This window comes from Cytobacillus kochii, assembly GCF_044790165.1.
Taxonomy (GTDB): domain Bacteria; phylum Bacillota; class Bacilli; order Bacillales; family Cytobacillaceae; genus Cytobacillus; species Cytobacillus kochii.
The window spans coordinates 3,161,754-3,177,857 of sequence record NZ_CP085254.1; the positions used below are offsets into that span (position 1 = coordinate 3,161,754).

18 protein-coding genes are annotated in these 16,104 nt (G+C 37.1%); 3 read left to right on the top strand and 15 right to left on the bottom strand.

What is annotated here, in order from left to right:
* Positions 1–241: 241 nt before the first annotated feature.
* The 11 genes from LG276_RS16190 to rpsU all read right to left on the bottom strand — a co-directional run bounded on the left by LG276_RS16190 (position 242) and on the right by rpsU (position 9,989).
* Positions 242–625: a diacylglycerol kinase family protein gene (locus LG276_RS16190; RefSeq protein ID WP_095372526.1), complete on the bottom strand. Its 384-nt coding sequence runs from the start codon at positions 623–625 to the stop codon at positions 242–244.
* On the bottom strand, positions 603–1,073 hold the full coding sequence (gene ybeY / locus LG276_RS16195; protein ID WP_224935945.1) for an rRNA maturation RNase YbeY: 471 nt from the start codon (positions 1,071–1,073) through the stop codon (positions 603–605). Before ybeY ends, LG276_RS16190 begins: the two co-directional genes overlap by 23 nt.
* Complete coding sequence (locus LG276_RS16200) at positions 1,070–3,250, bottom strand: HD family phosphohydrolase (protein ID WP_224935944.1); 2,181 nt, start codon at positions 3,248–3,250, stop codon at positions 1,070–1,072. The genes ybeY and LG276_RS16200 overlap by 4 nt, the downstream gene beginning before the upstream one ends.
* Before the next feature lie 412 nt (positions 3,251–3,662).
* Positions 3,663–4,625, bottom strand: coding sequence for a PhoH family protein (locus tag LG276_RS16205; protein WP_224935943.1), 963 nt, complete (start codon positions 4,623–4,625; stop codon positions 3,663–3,665).
* Positions 4,622–5,815: a sporulation protein YqfD gene (yqfD, locus tag LG276_RS16210; RefSeq protein WP_341106647.1), complete on the bottom strand. Its 1,194-nt coding sequence runs from the start codon at positions 5,813–5,815 to the stop codon at positions 4,622–4,624. Before yqfD ends, LG276_RS16205 begins: the two co-directional genes overlap by 4 nt.
* A gap of 74 nt (positions 5,816–5,889) precedes the next feature.
* Complete coding sequence (yqfC, locus tag LG276_RS16215; protein WP_095372521.1) at positions 5,890–6,174, bottom strand: sporulation protein YqfC; 285 nt, start codon at positions 6,172–6,174, stop codon at positions 5,890–5,892.
* Between the two features lie 73 nt (positions 6,175–6,247).
* Positions 6,248–6,754: a hypothetical protein gene (locus LG276_RS16220; protein ID WP_224935941.1), complete on the bottom strand. Its 507-nt coding sequence runs from the start codon at positions 6,752–6,754 to the stop codon at positions 6,248–6,250.
* Between the two features lie 43 nt (positions 6,755–6,797).
* Positions 6,798–7,793, bottom strand: a complete 996-nt coding sequence (gene floA, locus LG276_RS16225) for a flotillin-like protein FloA (protein WP_095372519.1) — start codon at positions 7,791–7,793, stop codon at positions 6,798–6,800.
* Positions 7,794–7,817: 24 nt separating this feature from the next.
* On the bottom strand, positions 7,818–9,134 hold the full coding sequence (locus tag LG276_RS16230) for a nodulation protein NfeD (RefSeq protein ID WP_251163386.1): 1,317 nt from the start codon (positions 9,132–9,134) through the stop codon (positions 7,818–7,820).
* Between the two features lie 221 nt (positions 9,135–9,355).
* Positions 9,356–9,799: a GatB/YqeY domain-containing protein gene (locus LG276_RS16235; protein WP_095372517.1), complete on the bottom strand. Its 444-nt coding sequence runs from the start codon at positions 9,797–9,799 to the stop codon at positions 9,356–9,358.
* A 16-nt stretch (positions 9,800–9,815) separates the two neighbouring features.
* Positions 9,816–9,989, bottom strand: a complete 174-nt coding sequence (gene rpsU / locus LG276_RS16240) for a 30S ribosomal protein S21 (protein ID WP_066201342.1) — start codon at positions 9,987–9,989, stop codon at positions 9,816–9,818.
* A 229-nt stretch (positions 9,990–10,218) separates the two neighbouring features.
* Between rpsU and LG276_RS16245 the strand changes: the two genes are divergently transcribed.
* On the top strand, positions 10,219–11,145 hold the full coding sequence (locus LG276_RS16245) for a Na/Pi symporter (protein WP_251163385.1): 927 nt from the start codon (positions 10,219–10,221) through the stop codon (positions 11,143–11,145).
* An 82-nt stretch (positions 11,146–11,227) separates the two neighbouring features.
* Here LG276_RS16245 and deoC read toward each other — a convergent pair whose 3' ends face one another.
* Positions 11,228–11,899 (bottom strand): deoxyribose-phosphate aldolase, encoded by a 672-nt coding sequence (deoC, locus tag LG276_RS16250; RefSeq protein ID WP_341106642.1) that lies wholly within the window; start codon positions 11,897–11,899, stop codon positions 11,228–11,230.
* 298 nt (positions 11,900–12,197) lie between these two features.
* On the opposite strand from deoC, the gene LG276_RS16255 reads away from it, so the two are divergent.
* Both LG276_RS16255 and LG276_RS16260 read left to right on the top strand, forming a co-directional pair.
* Positions 12,198–12,401, top strand: coding sequence for a helix-turn-helix transcriptional regulator (locus LG276_RS16255; protein ID WP_341106641.1), 204 nt, complete (start codon positions 12,198–12,200; stop codon positions 12,399–12,401).
* Positions 12,402–12,404: 3 nt separating this feature from the next.
* Positions 12,405–12,833, top strand: a complete 429-nt coding sequence (locus tag LG276_RS16260) for a hypothetical protein (RefSeq protein WP_404292329.1) — start codon at positions 12,405–12,407, stop codon at positions 12,831–12,833.
* Positions 12,834–12,995: 162 nt separating this feature from the next.
* Here the strand turns inward: LG276_RS16260 and mtaB are convergent, their stop codons facing one another.
* The 3 genes from mtaB to prmA are packed head-to-tail and all read right to left on the bottom strand — an operon-like array spanning position 12,996 to position 16,089.
* Positions 12,996–14,339, bottom strand: coding sequence for a tRNA (N(6)-L-threonylcarbamoyladenosine(37)-C(2))-methylthiotransferase MtaB (gene mtaB, locus LG276_RS16265; protein WP_095372512.1), 1,344 nt, complete (start codon positions 14,337–14,339; stop codon positions 12,996–12,998).
* 6 nt (positions 14,340–14,345) lie between these two features.
* Positions 14,346–15,092 (bottom strand): 16S rRNA (uracil(1498)-N(3))-methyltransferase, encoded by a 747-nt coding sequence (locus tag LG276_RS16270; RefSeq protein ID WP_404292331.1) that lies wholly within the window; start codon positions 15,090–15,092, stop codon positions 14,346–14,348.
* Positions 15,093–15,150: 58 nt separating this feature from the next.
* Entirely contained in the window at positions 15,151–16,089 is a 939-nt protein-coding gene (gene prmA, locus LG276_RS16275; RefSeq protein WP_095372510.1) for a 50S ribosomal protein L11 methyltransferase, read from the bottom strand.
* Positions 16,090–16,104 lie beyond the last annotated feature (15 nt).

Sequence of the window (16,104 nt, forward strand, 5' to 3'; positions counted from 1 at the left end):
TAAAATAATTGAATTTTCAGTAAATAAGCCCATTTAATAAATTTCTTCTGCTCTGTCATTTTAGCTTAATCATGCGTACTATACAAACGGTTTTATCTTCATTTCACAAATCAAGAAATGAAAATTTATTTTCCCATGAATCCAACTTTTTTTTATACTATCTTGTACTTATTTTTAAAAAATAAAGCAAATGGTTTTAAAACGTAAAAAAAGCATATAACCGCATATTGCGGCTATACACTTAAAGAATCTTTGGTAAAAAAATAGAAAGACCAATGATCACGGTTAAAACAGCATAAATAAGAACTGCCCCAGCTGCAATATCTTTTGCTTGCTTCGCTAGAGGGTGCTGCTCTGTAGTCACAAGATCAACGACACGCTCTATTGCTGTATTCATTAACTCAAGGGCAATCATTCCAGCTATTGCAAAACTTATCAACAGCCATTCTGTTTTAGTTAATTCAAAAATAATACCGAAAAATATGACTAGTACTGTCATCACAAAGTGGATTTTCAAGTTTCGTTCCGCTTTTAAAGCGGTAATGACCCCGATAAATGCAAAATAAAATGATGAGACTAATGATTGTTTTTTACGTGAATTTTTATCTCTGTAATCCGAATTCATCTAAAATTTCCTTTTGCCGAGTAAACATTATTTTCTCCTCCTCGGTTGTTTCATGGTCATATCCAAGTAAATGTAGGAAACCATGTACAGATAAAAATCCTAATTCTCTCATAAAACTATGTCCATACTCTTCTGCTTGTTCCACTGCTTTAGGAATAGAGATGATAATATCGCCTAACACGCGAGGCAAACCTTCTCCGATAAGAGGGATTTCCCCTTCCCCCATTTCTTCCATCGCAAATGAAATCACATCTGTGGCCTTGTCTTTATTTCTATATTCACGATTGATTTCTTGTATGCGTTCATTTTCAACAAACGTAATAGAAATCTCCGTATCTTCTTCAACCACTTCTTTTACAGCTGCAAATTGTAGAAGGTTTTCAATCTCTTTTGTTTGCGTCTCTGTAAGTCCTTCTGTTTCATCAATAAAGTCAATGTGTAATGTCATGCTTGTGTCACCTTCTGATTCGTCATTTCTGGATATTCAATTCGTGAATGGAAAATACCATTCAATGTTTCATTAAATGATTTTGCTACAACCTCTAACTCTTTTAATGTTAAATCACATTCGTTTAACTGCCCATCTTGTAGTCGGTCAGCAATGATTTTACGAATAAGACCATCAATTTGTTCTGGAGTAGGATGAGACATAGAGCGCACAGCTGCCTCAACGCTATCAGCTATACCGATCACAGCTGATTCCTTCGTTTGTGCCTTTGGTCCAGGATAGCGGAAATCCTCCTCTTTCACTTCAACTCCACTTTCTTTTGCTTTGTAGTAAAAAAATTTAAGTAAAGTCGTGCCATGATGTTGTTCAGCAATGTCAATAATTTCTTTTGGCATTTTATGCTTTCTTAACAAATCAGCACCATCTTGCGCATGTGCAATAATAATATTTTTACTCGTCAATGGTGGCAGCTTATCATGTGGGTTGTCTATGTTTATTTGGTTTTCGATAAAGAATTGTGGCCTTTTTGTCTTTCCTATGTCGTGATAATAGCAACCAACTCTCGCTAGAAGTCCATTGGCACCAATAGCTTCACAGGCAGAGTCTGACAGATTTGCAACCATTACACTATGGTGATATGTTCCAGGCGCCTCTGTTAAAATCTTTCTTAAGAGCGGATGATTAGGGCTCGATAGCTCTATTAGCTTCATGGCAGAAAGAATACCGAAGCCTGCCTCAAAAAATGGCAAGAACCCAATTGTTAAAACAGCTGCGGAAATGGCTGATATAAATCCAGAAACCATATAAAAACTGTACTCTACAAGATCCATTTGACCATTTCTTAGCAATAGCAGTGCTAAAATCACTAAAATATTTACGACGGAAACCAGTAGGCCAGCTTGTAAAATTTTTGATCGCTGGTTTTGTTTACTTAAAAATAATACGCCCGCTATGCCACTGCAAGTGATATAAATGGCAGCAGTCACATGAAAACTTCCAGTAATAGACCCATTAAAGATAAGGGAGCCACAAATAGCAATAATTACTGAATAATAAAGGGCAAGTTTTTCGCTAATAAGTATTTTAATCAACATCGAACCCATTGCAGCAGGAAATATATAGAGTATATCAGAATACTCAAATGCCTGTATATAGCTAATCCCCTTCATTAGTAGTAAGGAAATGATGAAAACAATGCTATAGACTAATAAGAAATTTTGCTTCACTTCTTGTGGCTTATCGAGCTCATAAAAATAATAATATGTGGCTGCTAGAATGATGAGAACAACTAGCGCTAGTCCAATAAATGGTTGGATGGAATTCTCATTATCCAACATGCCTACCAGTTCAAGTTGACGATAGACTTCCCTACTTATGAGTTGATTTTGCTCAACCAGAATTTGCCCTTGTAATATTTTGACTGGTTCAACGGATTCAACAGCTGTTTGTCGTTTCTCTTGCGTTTCCTCCGGAGCGTAAAATTCATTCTGGTAAATAGCATACCTACCAAGCTCCACCATCGCAGTTTTTAAAGTATTGTTGAGCGATGTTAAGCTAATTTGATCTTGCACACGTTTTTTAGCGTTCTCTACCCCATCAGCAGGGATCCTTTGTTGCATAACGTGATTAATCTCAGTAATTGTGACATCTTTTGCAATTGATAAGTGATTCGGGCTGGCTTCTAATAGCGTCCTTAAGACGCTATCTGAGATTTCCTTCGTTACTTCTTCTGTTAATTGTGATTTTGTGCGCTCAAGTTTCTCATCAAGACTAACAAGCTTTGGTTTTTCATCCTTTTCGCTTTCTTTCGCCTTTTCTGAAGCTTGCTCGTTTTCCTCCGCCGCTTCTTCATTTACTTCAGAAACGGTATCAAAAATTGATGTTATGAGATCCACTCGGTTTTGTGCAATTTCTTTTTTTACGACATAAACGTCCTCAACCTGGTTTTCAGCTTCTTTCTTTTTCTTTTCGGTACTTTCTTTATCTTCAATCGTAACCGGTGAACGAATCGTTTGCTCTGCTACAGAAAAAAGACTTAATTCCAATTTCTCTGGGCGTACATTTGAAAACATTGTTGCGTACATAATGATTCCAAGTAGAACAAAGAGCAAAACCCTCACAAATGTCATTTTTAATAAATTTCTAATTTTATGTATGTAGTGCTGGAGTTTATCCATTAACGAGACCTCCAATCCTAAGTATCTCTGAGGAATTCTTTTCTTCCTTAATTATGTAAAATCATAACAGTTTTTTTTCAAAATTACACTAATATTTTTAATTGATGACAATAGGTAATCATCCTTATCTTACCCTATTCATCCATATACTCCAAATAACAATCAATCCTAGCTTGAAGAGATTGTCGTATGAAATCCAACAAAGAGCGAGTTTTATTCCTTTGGGTATCGTCACATACACTCTTTTTTGCCTAAGTATTTCACCTTACAAGTTCTTCCCATGTATGATTATTTTAATAAGCATGTATGATTAAAGGCACTCATAAAGTCCAATCATCGTTCACGATAAAAAAGAACAAACTCTGATTCAAAAAGCAGAATTTGTTCTTGATTGTGTTGCTGAAATAGCCATTTATTCAGCATTTTCTTCGTATGCTTGAATGATTTTTGCAACAAGTGGGTGTCTGACAACGTCACTTTGTTCTAAATGAATAAAACTAATTCCAGAAACACCATTTAATATTTGTTCACTTACCACGAGACCCGATCTAGCCCCACGAGGTAGGTCGATTTGGCTTTTGTCACCTGTAATAACCATTTTTGATCCAAAGCCTAAACGTGTTAAGAACATTTTCATTTGCGCTTGTGTTGCGTTTTGCGCTTCATCTAAAATAACATAAGCATCATCTAACGTACGTCCCCTCATATAAGCAAGTGGGGCAATTTCAATTGTTCCTCTTTCAATTAACCTTTCTGTATGCTCTGCTCCAAGTATATCGTGAAGCGCATCATACAAAGGACGTAAATACGGATCGACCTTTTCCTTTAAGTCTCCTGGTAAAAACCCTAAACTCTCTCCTGCTTCTACAGCTGGACGAGTAAGAATAATTTTTTTCACTTGTCCATTCTTAAGGGCATTCACTGCCATTACAACAGCTAAGTAGGTTTTTCCCGTTCCTGCAGGACCAATACCAAAAACTAAATCTTTCTGTCTCATAGCCATAATATATTGGCGCTGACCTAAAGTTTTAACTCGGATCGATTTACCTTTTGCATTTTTCATTATTTCTTCTTCATAAAGTTCTTTGAAATATTCTAATGTACCCTTTCTTGCCATCTCTAATGCGTAAATAATATCCCTACCACTAATTTGAATACCTTTTCTAATAACATAAAGAAGTTGCTCAATTACGTCACCTGCAATGGCCACAGTTTCTTTCTCACCTGAGACATAAACAGATTCGCCTCTTGTAACAATTGATACCGATAACTGTTGTTCAATTAGTTTAATATTTGTGTCACCATTACCTAATAGGGCAATGGCTTCATTTGGGTTTTCGAAATGTACATTTAATGTCTTTAAATCTTCTGTCATTCTTTATCTCCTTGGATTATTGGTTGTTCCTCAGCAATATTCTCAATAATTTGGAAATGTATTGATAATTTAACTTTACCATTCTCTATCGTTTGGTGCAAAACATTTTCCCCTTTAATAGTAGCATCTTCATCTAGCTGCTTTTTAATTTTACTTCTAGCTAATTTCTTCGCTTCTACAATCGCCTCTTTTACTGTATAAACTTGTGTCATCTCTTCTGCTTCTCTGTAGATGTTTTTTGTAACTGCAATCGGTAACTCCCATTTTAGAAATTTAACTTGTCGCTTGTCCTCTTCCTTTACATAGTGGTCAAAACCTATATTTCCAAAGCCCCAAATAGGAATTTTTAATGAACCAAGCTCCAATATATGTTTCACTTTTTGATCACCAGTGTATACTTTGGACTTTTTCTCTAATGGATAAGCTACATTCGCTTTATACCACGTTTCCGCTAACACTTCCCCTTTGGCAGGCACTATCTTCTTTCTTTCATCATTTCCAATTAGGCCTGAAACTAATAATTGACCTGGTTTTACAAAGTCATTAATTTTCGCCTTTGCTTCTCCCTCTTCAATAAACATACCAACAATGGTTCCTTTTTTCTTTGCCACTAAATGCTGCGGACTTAATAATTCTGTCTTCTTTGGTTCATTTTTTTCTACCACTTGAAGATGATAGGTTGTCCCTTTCAGCTCCACACCGACCCAAGTAATTTCATTCACATTTTCAGTTAAATACCGTTGTATACCTTCAGGTGTATCTAGAAAGAATTGTAGCTTCCCTTTTTTTACGCCAATTTTCTCTAACTCTTTTTCCATCTTATATTCTGTTGCTGGATTTGCTCCTTTAATTTCGATTCCCCACACCATATTTGACAACAAAATAACTACAACTAAGAAAGCTATTGCCCCTAATAAGAATCCACTATTCCGTAGCATACGCTTTTTCATGAAGGGCAATCCTTTGCGGCCGACAAACTCAAATTTGCAGTCGGCACTTCTTGCATATTGTCTTAAAGTCGGTAAATCCTCTAATTTCATTTGAAATGTAAGCACTTGGCTTCCATGAGCTTTAACATTCCAAATGGATACACCAGCTCTCGTTAAAGTATTTAAAAACCTTTCACTTCCTCTACCGCTTGTCCTAACTGTGACGATTCCTTTTAAAAAAAAGAGCCATTGATTTTTCATCTTATCCTCCTCATATTTGAGCAGGTGGAAATCGCTAACCTTGTAATAGAATAGCGACCCTTCCCACATCAAATTTACTCAGCTACAAAAAGAACTTGATCAATTGTTCCTTGCAATAATATTTCTTCAGGCATAATTGTTTTAATGACAAAGTTATTCCCTTTAATGAGCAGTTGACCATGCTCTAATAACAGCCTTACTTCTTTATCTGAAAAACCAAGTAAGCCGCGGTGGTTCTCAATATAAATATGAATTTGTCCAATCATAGTAATGCGGGGCAAATCCATCATGACATCTTGAGGAAGTTCCATATTTTTAGTCATCCAGCTTCTTAGTCGTTCTCCCCATTTTTTTGCCATAAAAAAAGAACCCCCTTTCATCTCATATGTATGAGAGAAAGGATGGTTCTAGCACTGAATTCAACAGCAAATTTTATTTTCTTTTCATCGTTCGATGTGGGTTCCTTGATCTCGGTTGTCCGAGGATTTCTGACCAAACAACCGCGTCAACTAATTGTTTATTAGAGACTCTCATACTAGGTTGATCTACATGGTTATTGGCCACATCTTTATTTTTTGTTGCTGAAAGGAAGGCACTTGCTCGTTTTTGCGCTTCTTCTTTTTGTTTTCTTAAATCGGCCAGTCGCTCTTCTGCTTCTTTTTTACGATCCGAGACTTCTACACTAGCTTCTTGCATAGTAGCCTTCGCGTAGCGTTTTAACTTCTCTTCATTGCGATCATAAACAGGTGGCCCTTCTTCTTGTTTCTCAGCATCCTGCATCATCTGACGCCTAGCTTCTTCTTGCTCTTCGACAGACTTTCCACGTGGTTGCTTCTGTTTTTCTGACTGCTGGTCATTTACTTTCTTACCAAATAAGGAAGTAATGATCCCGATAAGAAAAACCAATAATAAAGGATTTTCCAACAAAAAATCAATCATGAGATACAACACTCCCCTCTAGAGGTGAGTCCGATTAGGACATTCAATCTTTCTTCGGCCCTTGTTTTGAGTCATCTGATACTTTACTAATCGAGTCTCTCATTTCTGTATCAGCTTCAATATTTTGGATATTCATATAGTCCATCACACCAATATTGCCACTTTTTAATGCATCTGCCATTGCTAAAGGAACTTGAGATTCTGCTTCCACAACTTTCGCTCTCATCTCTTCTACTTTCGCTTTCATCTCTTGCTCTTTGGCAACAGCCATTGCACGACGTTCTTCCGCTTTGGCTTGGGCAATATTTTTATCAGCTTCCGCTTGCTCTGTTTGCAATTCTGCACCAATGTTTTTACCGATGTCCACATCAGCTATATCAATGGATAAAATTTCAAATGCTGTACCGGCATCCAACCCTTTAGCAAGGACCGTTTGTGAGATCATGTCTGGGTTTTCCAATACTTCTGTATGTCTTGTAGAAGAACCAATTGTAGAGACAATCCCCTCACCAACACGGGCAATGATTGTTTCTTCTCCAGCACCCCCGACTAGTCGGTCAATATTGGCTCTTACAGTAATTTTTGCTTTTGCTTTCACTTCGATACCATTTATCGCTACACCAGAAATAAACGGTGTTTCAATTACTTTTGGATTAACACTCATTTGAACTGCTTCAAGTACATCACGACCAGCTAAGTCAATCGCCGCACTTCTTTCAAAACTTAATTCCATATTGGCACGATGCGCTGCTATTAAAGCATTCACTACTCTATCTACATTACCACCTGCCAAATAATGACTTTCAAGTTGATTGGTATGAACTTCTAATCCTGCTTTATGTGCTTTAATTAATGGATTAATTACGCGGCTTGGAATTACTCGTCTTAATCTCATTCCAATAAGGGTGAAAATACTTACCTTAACACCTGCTGCTAATGCTGAGATCCACAGCATAACTGGTACGAATGTGAAAAGTATGGCAAGAGCAATAATTGCTAATACCACAATTACGATCGTCATAATAGAAATAGGTTCCATTCAATTACCTCCTAAAATACTTGGTTATTTATCTAAATTTGTTAATTCACGGACGACTACTCTCGAGCCCTCTGCTTTTATGACTTCCACTTTTGCATCTTTTTTAATAAATCCACCTTCACTAACGACATCAATTCTTTCATTTTCAATGACAATCGTTCCTGATGGACGTAACCCTGTTAAAGCATAACCTTGTTTTCCAATTAGCTCTGAACGGGATTTATTTGAGATGTATCCTCTTTCAGTATTTGTAGAATCGCTTAAAATTAGTTTTTTGAAAAATTTCATTTTTTTACCAAACACCTTTACCATTAGAATAGAAACCGCAATAGATAATATAGCCGCAATCATAATGGAGGTTGCCATTTGTTGCACATCAGCACCTGCCATGAATAAACTCCCAATTACTGCAGCAATCCCCAACACACCGGCGATACCACCTGGGAGGAAAAACTCTGCGATAATTAACCCAATTCCAATAATAAATACAATGAGTGATTCATACCCGGCAAATCCAGCAACCATATGACCATAGAAAAATAAACCAAGAGCTGTGAGTCCCATTATACCTGGAATACCAAAACCAGGAGAATAGAGCTCTAGCAGTAATCCAATGCTTCCAATAGAAAGAAGAATAGGCACGATGATTGGATGTGTAATAAATCTAGCCAATTTCTCAGAAAAACTTTCCTCGATAGACCTTACTTCTGCATCTTCATAACCTAAATGTTCTAAAAGCTCTGCTTGCGTAGCAAATGTTCCTTCTGAATATTCCACCTCGTCTGCTTGACTAGCAGTTAATGTCAATAGCTTTCCTTTTGGTGCACCTAATTCAGGTAGATCGATTGAATCATCTGCCATTGCTTGAGCAATCTCTGGATTTCTCCCACTTTGTTCAGCAGCTGCAGTCATTGCAGATAACCATGCTGAAACTGCTTTTTTATCAGCTGTGTTACCTTCTTGATCGATAATCGCCGCCGATCCCATTGTAGCCCCGGGCGTCATATAAATCTCATCCATGTTTAATGAAATAAACGCACCAGCAGACAATGCTTGTTTATTTACAAATGAAATCGTTTTAATATTTGTAGATGTTAATACTCTGCCAATTTCCTTAGCCGCTTCTACTTCACCGCCAGGCGTGTTTACTTCGAAAATAATCGCACTTGCTTGATTTTCTTCAGCTGTAGTCACCGCTCTATTGATAAAAGCATGCAATCCTTTTTCAACAGTCTCTTCTATTGGTACGACATACACAACCTCGTTATCAGCCTTGCTGATCGGTGTCATCATGACGAAAAATGCCCATAAAAACGAAAGGATGATTGTCGCTTTTCTCATTCTCTTCTCCCCTCCCCCCTTTTACAGAAATACCTATGATAGTTATACGGCTGACGCGTGAAAAGGTTTCATTTTTCTTTACTTACTTTAATTATGATTACATAAAGTAAAAAGTGTGACTATGTAATATATATAAAAGAAACCTTACTCCTAGTATGGCATCTTTTAGAAAAAATAAAAAGACCGTAAGCTCGAAAGCTCCGGTCTTTCCGTACATCTTTTTATGAAAGGTGTTGTTGTACAAGTTTATTAATAAGTGCACCGTCTGCCTTACCTTTTAGCTTAGGCATAATGGCTGACATCACTTTACCCATTTCAGCTTTCGATGTAGCGCCTGTATCGGCAATGGTTTGTTTGACGATAGCAGATACCTCTTCATCAGAGAGCTGCTCAGGCATATATAACTCTACGTACTGTAATTCAGTACGAATTTTTTCAACTAGATCTTCACGACCTGCCTTGTCAAATTCATGGAGGGAATCCTTGCGTTGCTTTACTTCGCGAGAAAGGACAGTAAGTTCCTGATCCTCGGTAAGATCTTTTCCTTCCTTGATCGCCTCATTTTGCAATGAAGCTTTGATCATCCGAATCACAGTTAACTTATCTTTTTCTTTGTTCCTCATCGCTTGTTTCATATCTTCATTTAAACGCTCGAGAAGACTCACTTACATACACCCTCTCTTAAAACTTGCGCTTTCTTGCAGCTTCAGACTTTTTCTTACGTTTGATACTTGGTTTTTCGTAGAATTCGCGCTTTCTTGCTTCTTGCAAAGTACCAGTTTTTGATACTGAACGTTTGAAGCGACGAAGAGCATCTTCAAGCGATTCGTTTTTACGAACGACGGTTTTAGACATTCTCTTTCCCTCCCTCCGAGCACAACACACTTACATGTCAACATGGAATACCATGTACTTTGCAATTATAATATAACAGCGGTGTGAGGTCAACTGTATTTCACCTAGTCTTTCGCTGTTTAAAGATAAATGTACGTTTGTCTTATTTATTTTTATTATTTAATTTTTTGATTCTTCCTATGCATGTCCCTCCATTTTTCACCATATGCTTTCCTAGGAGGGACAAAGCATGACTTCATTACTCATTTTTATAATAATGATTGCTGTTTTTATTTTTGGCATGACTTTATTGCGGAAAGGGCTATTCTATTTATCAGCAGATTCAACTAAACGCTGGTTAACTAAGTTTACAAATACACCTCTTAAAGGGATGATGGTTGGCATTATCTTAACTGCTATTATGCAGAGTAGCTCCGCAGTTATGATTATTACCATTGGTTTAGTTGCCGTACACTTACTTACTTTCCGCCAAACGATTGGTATTATTTTAGGGACAAACATTGGCACCACTATCACAACGGAGTTAATTACTTTCGATATAGAATCTTTTATTTTACCGATTGCTATAATCGGCATGTTATGTGCATTCATCAAGAGGCGATCCTTTCAGAGTATCGGCATTGGATTAATGGGTATTGCTTGCGTATTTGCTGCTATGAGGGGGTTTGAACATTTAGCTTTTACCATTAAAGAAACCCCATGGGTAAAAGATTTTCTTATTACATTAGATCAAAGTCTATTATTAGCCGTAATAACCGGTATTGTTCTTACTGCGATTATCCAGTCAAGCACTGCCACTACAGGTATTCTAATGGGATTTTTAACAGCAGGTGGGATGGACCTTAGTACAGCGATTGCTATTATGCTTGGTTCCAACATCGGCACATGCGCTGACGCATATCTCGCCAGTATCGGTGGACGTAGAGAAGCAAAGTTAACTGCCTATGCTCACATTTGGTTGAATATTATAGGTGTTCTTCTCTTCTATCCTTTTATTGAGCTGCTAACAAATTTCGGTATTGGTTCAGCAGACCAAATTGATAGGCAACTTGCTCATGTTGGTGTCCTTTTTAATGTCATTACTTCACTTCTCGTTCTACCTTTTGCCAAACCTTTTAGTGACTTGATTATTCGCCTACATGACCGTAAAAAGTAGTGAATATCGTTGTGCTAATATACACCACAGTTAAAAAGAGAGACGAACATTCAGAATGTCCGCCTCTCTTTCAACAACTAGATTAATAATCTGTTGTACCTGTTAATCCATTTACGATAGCAATGCCTGAGCTTGCGCCGATTCTTGTCGCACCAGCATCAATAACTGCTTGTGCATCTTCTGCACTTCTCACCCCACCAGAAGCTTTGACGCCAATATCGGGACCTACCGTTTCTCTCATTAATTTCACATCAGCAACAGTCGCGCCACCAGTTGAGAAACCAGTTGATGTTTTAACGTAATCCGCTCCTGCTTTAACAGCCAATTGACATGCAATTACTTTTTCAGCATCTGTTAACAAACTAGTTTCGATAATCACTTTTGTTAAAGCCTTGCCATCTGCCGCTTCCACAACTGCACGGATATCCTCCTCCACAACTTCTAATTTCTCACTTTTAAGTGCGCCAATATTAATAACCATATCAACTTCTGTAGCCCCTTGTTTGATGGCTTGTGTTGTTTCAAAAGATTTCACTTCTTTATCCGATGCACCTAAAGGGAAGCCAATGACTGTACAAACAGCCACATCTGATCCCTGTAGAAGTTTAGCCGCTTGTGAAACCCATGTTGGATTTACACATACAGAAGCAAAACCGTTCTCTTTTGCCTCGTTACATAAAGTATTAATTTGCTCAACCGTTGCATCAGCCTTCAATAATGTATGATCAATCATTTTTGCTATATTATTTGTCATCAATGAAATCTCCTTTTTTTATAAAATGCTTTTATACTTAATTTCTTCTGCTAGTTGTCCGTACCTCTGTTATCATATCATTTAATGAATGAAATATCGAGATTCTCTTTAGTAAAATGAGAAAAACTGTTTTAATTTAGGTTCCAAAAGATAATAAGACTGTTTTACAAGATGTTAAGGTCATTATTTATTCCCAGGACTTTTATTATCCTTATATTGAAAAGCTATTATTCATGTAATATATATATTGAAAAATGTAAAATATATGTTACGATTTATAAAAGGAGTGATACAATATTTGGATAATAAGGTTAAGATTTCTCGTATACAAGTAGATTTAACACAACAACAACTTGCAGAAAAGATAGGTGTTACTCGCCAAACTATCAGTTTAATTGAGAAGGGTAAGTATAACCCTTCTCTCAAGTTATGTCTGGATATATGTTACGCAGTTAATAAAACTTTAGATGAAGTATTTTGGATAGAAAAAGGAGGCCGATAATAGATGAAAAAAATCACAGATGAACGTTTAGTTCTACAAAATTTAAAAAATATACGTATTGCATTTATCATCCAGACCATTGGAATTCTTGGAATTTTAGGTTATGACTTAGTTACAAGTGGGTTAGACGAAATGAGAAAAAACCCACTATGGACAGTATTTATAATAACCGCAGTTGTTTCAGCCTATTTATCAATGAGTATTAGTGCAGACCATGAAGATAATAAGATAAACCCCCGGAAAAGTCTAATTATTTCATTAGTAATTCTTATTTTGATTACAACAGTTGTTGGTTTTTTTGTATCTCTCACACAAGGATTTTCTATCATGAATGGAGTAATTGTGGGTGCTATTCTATTTATTTGTGGCCTAATTCCAATCATTTATATCTATTACTTAAGAAAAAATCGACAAGATAAAGAATCCGAATAAAATTGAAAAATAACCTATTAAGGGATCACTAAAATAAAGAATTACTTAGGGTTTCATTCGTTTTCCTAGATTCACCATTTACCTTACTCCGACTATTTTTCTTACGGAATAAAAATGCAGTAAGAAAAGCTGACCGGTCAATGAACGGTCAGCTCTAATCGTTTATACTGCTTTTTCTTTCATCTCATCCATGACACGAATAAATTGCCCTTCGTTATATGGATAACCTGCTTTTGTTATCTTCACTTTGACTAATTTACCTACCATCTCTTCTGTTGCAGGGACAATCACTTTTAAGTAATTATCCGTATAGCCTACATACAAATTCCCGTCTGGCGCATCTTTGTATTTTTCTTCAGGGATGATCTCGAGTACTTCATCTTCAAAGCGACTTGCGTACTCTTTCGCTAGTTGATCAGATAAATGAATTAAGCGATGAACTCTTTCATTCTTAACTTCTTCATCAATTTGATCAGTCATTCGTGCTGCTGGTGTGCCTGTTCTACTTGAATAAGGAAAAACATGCAGCTCTGAGAATTTATGTTTTTTAATAAAATCATACGTCTCCATAAATTCTTCTTCTGTCTCACCAGGAAAACCGACAATGACATCTGACGTAACTGCTAAACCAGGTAAAGCTTCTTTTAAGCGTTCAATACGTTCAGCGAAAAACGCCATCGTATACTTTCGACGCATTCTTTTTAATACTGTGTCCGACCCTGATTGAATCGGAATATGCAGATGACGGACAACGACTTTAGAGTTTCTAATTACTTCAATCACTTCGTCCGTAATTTGACTCGCCTCAATAGAGGATATACGAATCCGTTTAATGCCTTTAACCTGTTCTTCTAAATCCTTTAGTAGCATAGCTAGATTATAATCCTTAAGATCCTCGCCATAACCGCCAGTATGTATCCCGGTTAAGACAATTTCTTTGTAACCAGCTTCTACTAATTGTTGTGCTTGATGAATCACTTCTTTGGGATCTCTAGATCTCATTAAGCCACGAGCCCAAGGAATGATACAAAAAGTGCAGAAGTTATTACAACCTTCTTGTATTTTTAATGAAGCACGTGTCCTATCTGTAAAGGCCGGAACATCTAGTTCCTCATAAACCCGATTTTTCATAATATTACCGACACCATTAATCGGTTGACGTTCACTTTTATATTGCTCAATATACCCTAACATTTTCTTCCTGTCTTGTGTTCCAACGACAACATCCACACCTGGGATGGCCATGATTTCTGCCGGTGATGTTTGGGCATAGCATCCTGTTACACAAATGACAGCGTCCGGATTTTTCCGGATAGCTCTACGAATGACTTGTCTGCTTTTTTTATCACCAGTATTCGTAACCGTACATGTGTTAATCACATACACATCAGAGGTAGATTCAAAACCGACACGATCGTATCCTTCTTCTTTAAACAATTGCCAGATGGCTTCTGTTTCATAATGGTTTACTTTACAACCAAGTGTATGAAAAGCTACTGATGGCATATATCTTCACTCCATTAATTCAAAATGATAAGAAACAGCTGAAAGTACATAGGAAGGTGCTGTTTCAGTTCTTAATATTCTTGGTCCTAATCCACAAGAAATAAACCCTTCATCCTTTAAAAATGTTATTTCTTTCTCCGTCAGGCCACCTTCTGGCCCAAATATAAATAATAAAGAGTCTCCCCGGGACATACCCTTGAGTACTTGGTGAAAAGCCGATGATTCACCTTGTTTACTACTTTCTTCATAAGCGACACATTTATAATCATAATTTTTACTTATTTCTAGTAACTGCTGTAAGGACTGTGGTCCATACACATGTGGTACTATGATGCGATGAGACTGCTCGGCCGCTTCTTTAGCGATCTTTTGCCAACGATCTTTCTTTTTATTCGCCTTTTTTTCGTCTAACTTTACAATGGAACGAGCTGACATAAAAGGGATAAACCGATGGGCGCCAAGTTCGGTGCCTTTTTGTATTATCCATTCGAGCTTATCCCCTTTAGGCAATCCGCTCACAATGGTAACATCAACAGGTAATTCGACATTTTTCTCTATCCATTGTACAACTTCTAACTCTACCACTTCAGAGGTAATGTTAACCAGTTTACATTGAGCTGCTTTTCCGTCAGGGTCTACACAAATAATTTCGTCACCTACATTCATCCTCATTACGCGGGTAATGTGGTGATAATCATCACCTGTAATAAAAAAATGATCATTTTCTCTATGATTCACAAAATATCGTTGCATATATATAACCCCTTACTAAACGAATAAATAGGGGGAATTCATGACTCCCCCTAGTACATTACTGCTTTTTACCTATAATGGCAACCCAATCTTCCATTTGAATTGTCTCAACAATGTCAAAACCACTTGAAATCATCGCCTCTTTGACAGCCTGTTTTTTCTGCTGAATAATGCCAGAAGCAATAAAATGACCTCCTGGTTTCACCACTTGCGCGACATCATCTGTAAAACTTACAATTACTTCTGCTAAAATATTGGCGACTACTACTTCAGCTTGTACAGTAATATTATCTAACAGATTACCTTGAGAGACTTCAACAATATCCTGCACTTTATTTAACTTGATATTGATTTTCGCTGAACGTACAGCTACTTCGTCCAAATCGAGTGCAGTAATATTCTCTGCACCGAGCATCGCTCCAGCAATACTGAGTACACCTGATCCCGTTCCCACATCGATAATATGATCACCAGATGTAACAATATGCTCTAGTGCTTGAATACACATCACTGTTGTTGGATGCGTTCCTGTTCCAAATGCCATTCCTGGGTCCAATTCAATAATGAGTTCATCACTACTTACTGGTGTATATTCTTCCCAAGTTGGGACAATCGTAAATCGTTTAGAGATTTTTACAGGGTGATAGTACTTCTTCCAAGCAGTCGCCCACTCTTCTTCGTTCACTTCACTAATACTGACCTCATTTTTACCAATATCAATATTAAACGATAAAAGGTTACTAATGGCATTCTTTATTTCTTCTACTGTTTCCCCTAAAAAGCTATTAATCGGTAAATATGCTTTAACGATTACGCCTTCCTCTGGATAATCATGTGGATCGAGCTGGTAGATTTCGCCGTATTGATCTCTTCGTTCTTTCGTCAATTCAAATGGATCTTCAATCACTACACCACTTGCACCTGCTTCATGAAGAATATTTGAAATCGGCTCAACTGCTTCGTTCGCCGTGTGAACACTAATCTCTGACCATTTCATCTTACTACCAACTCC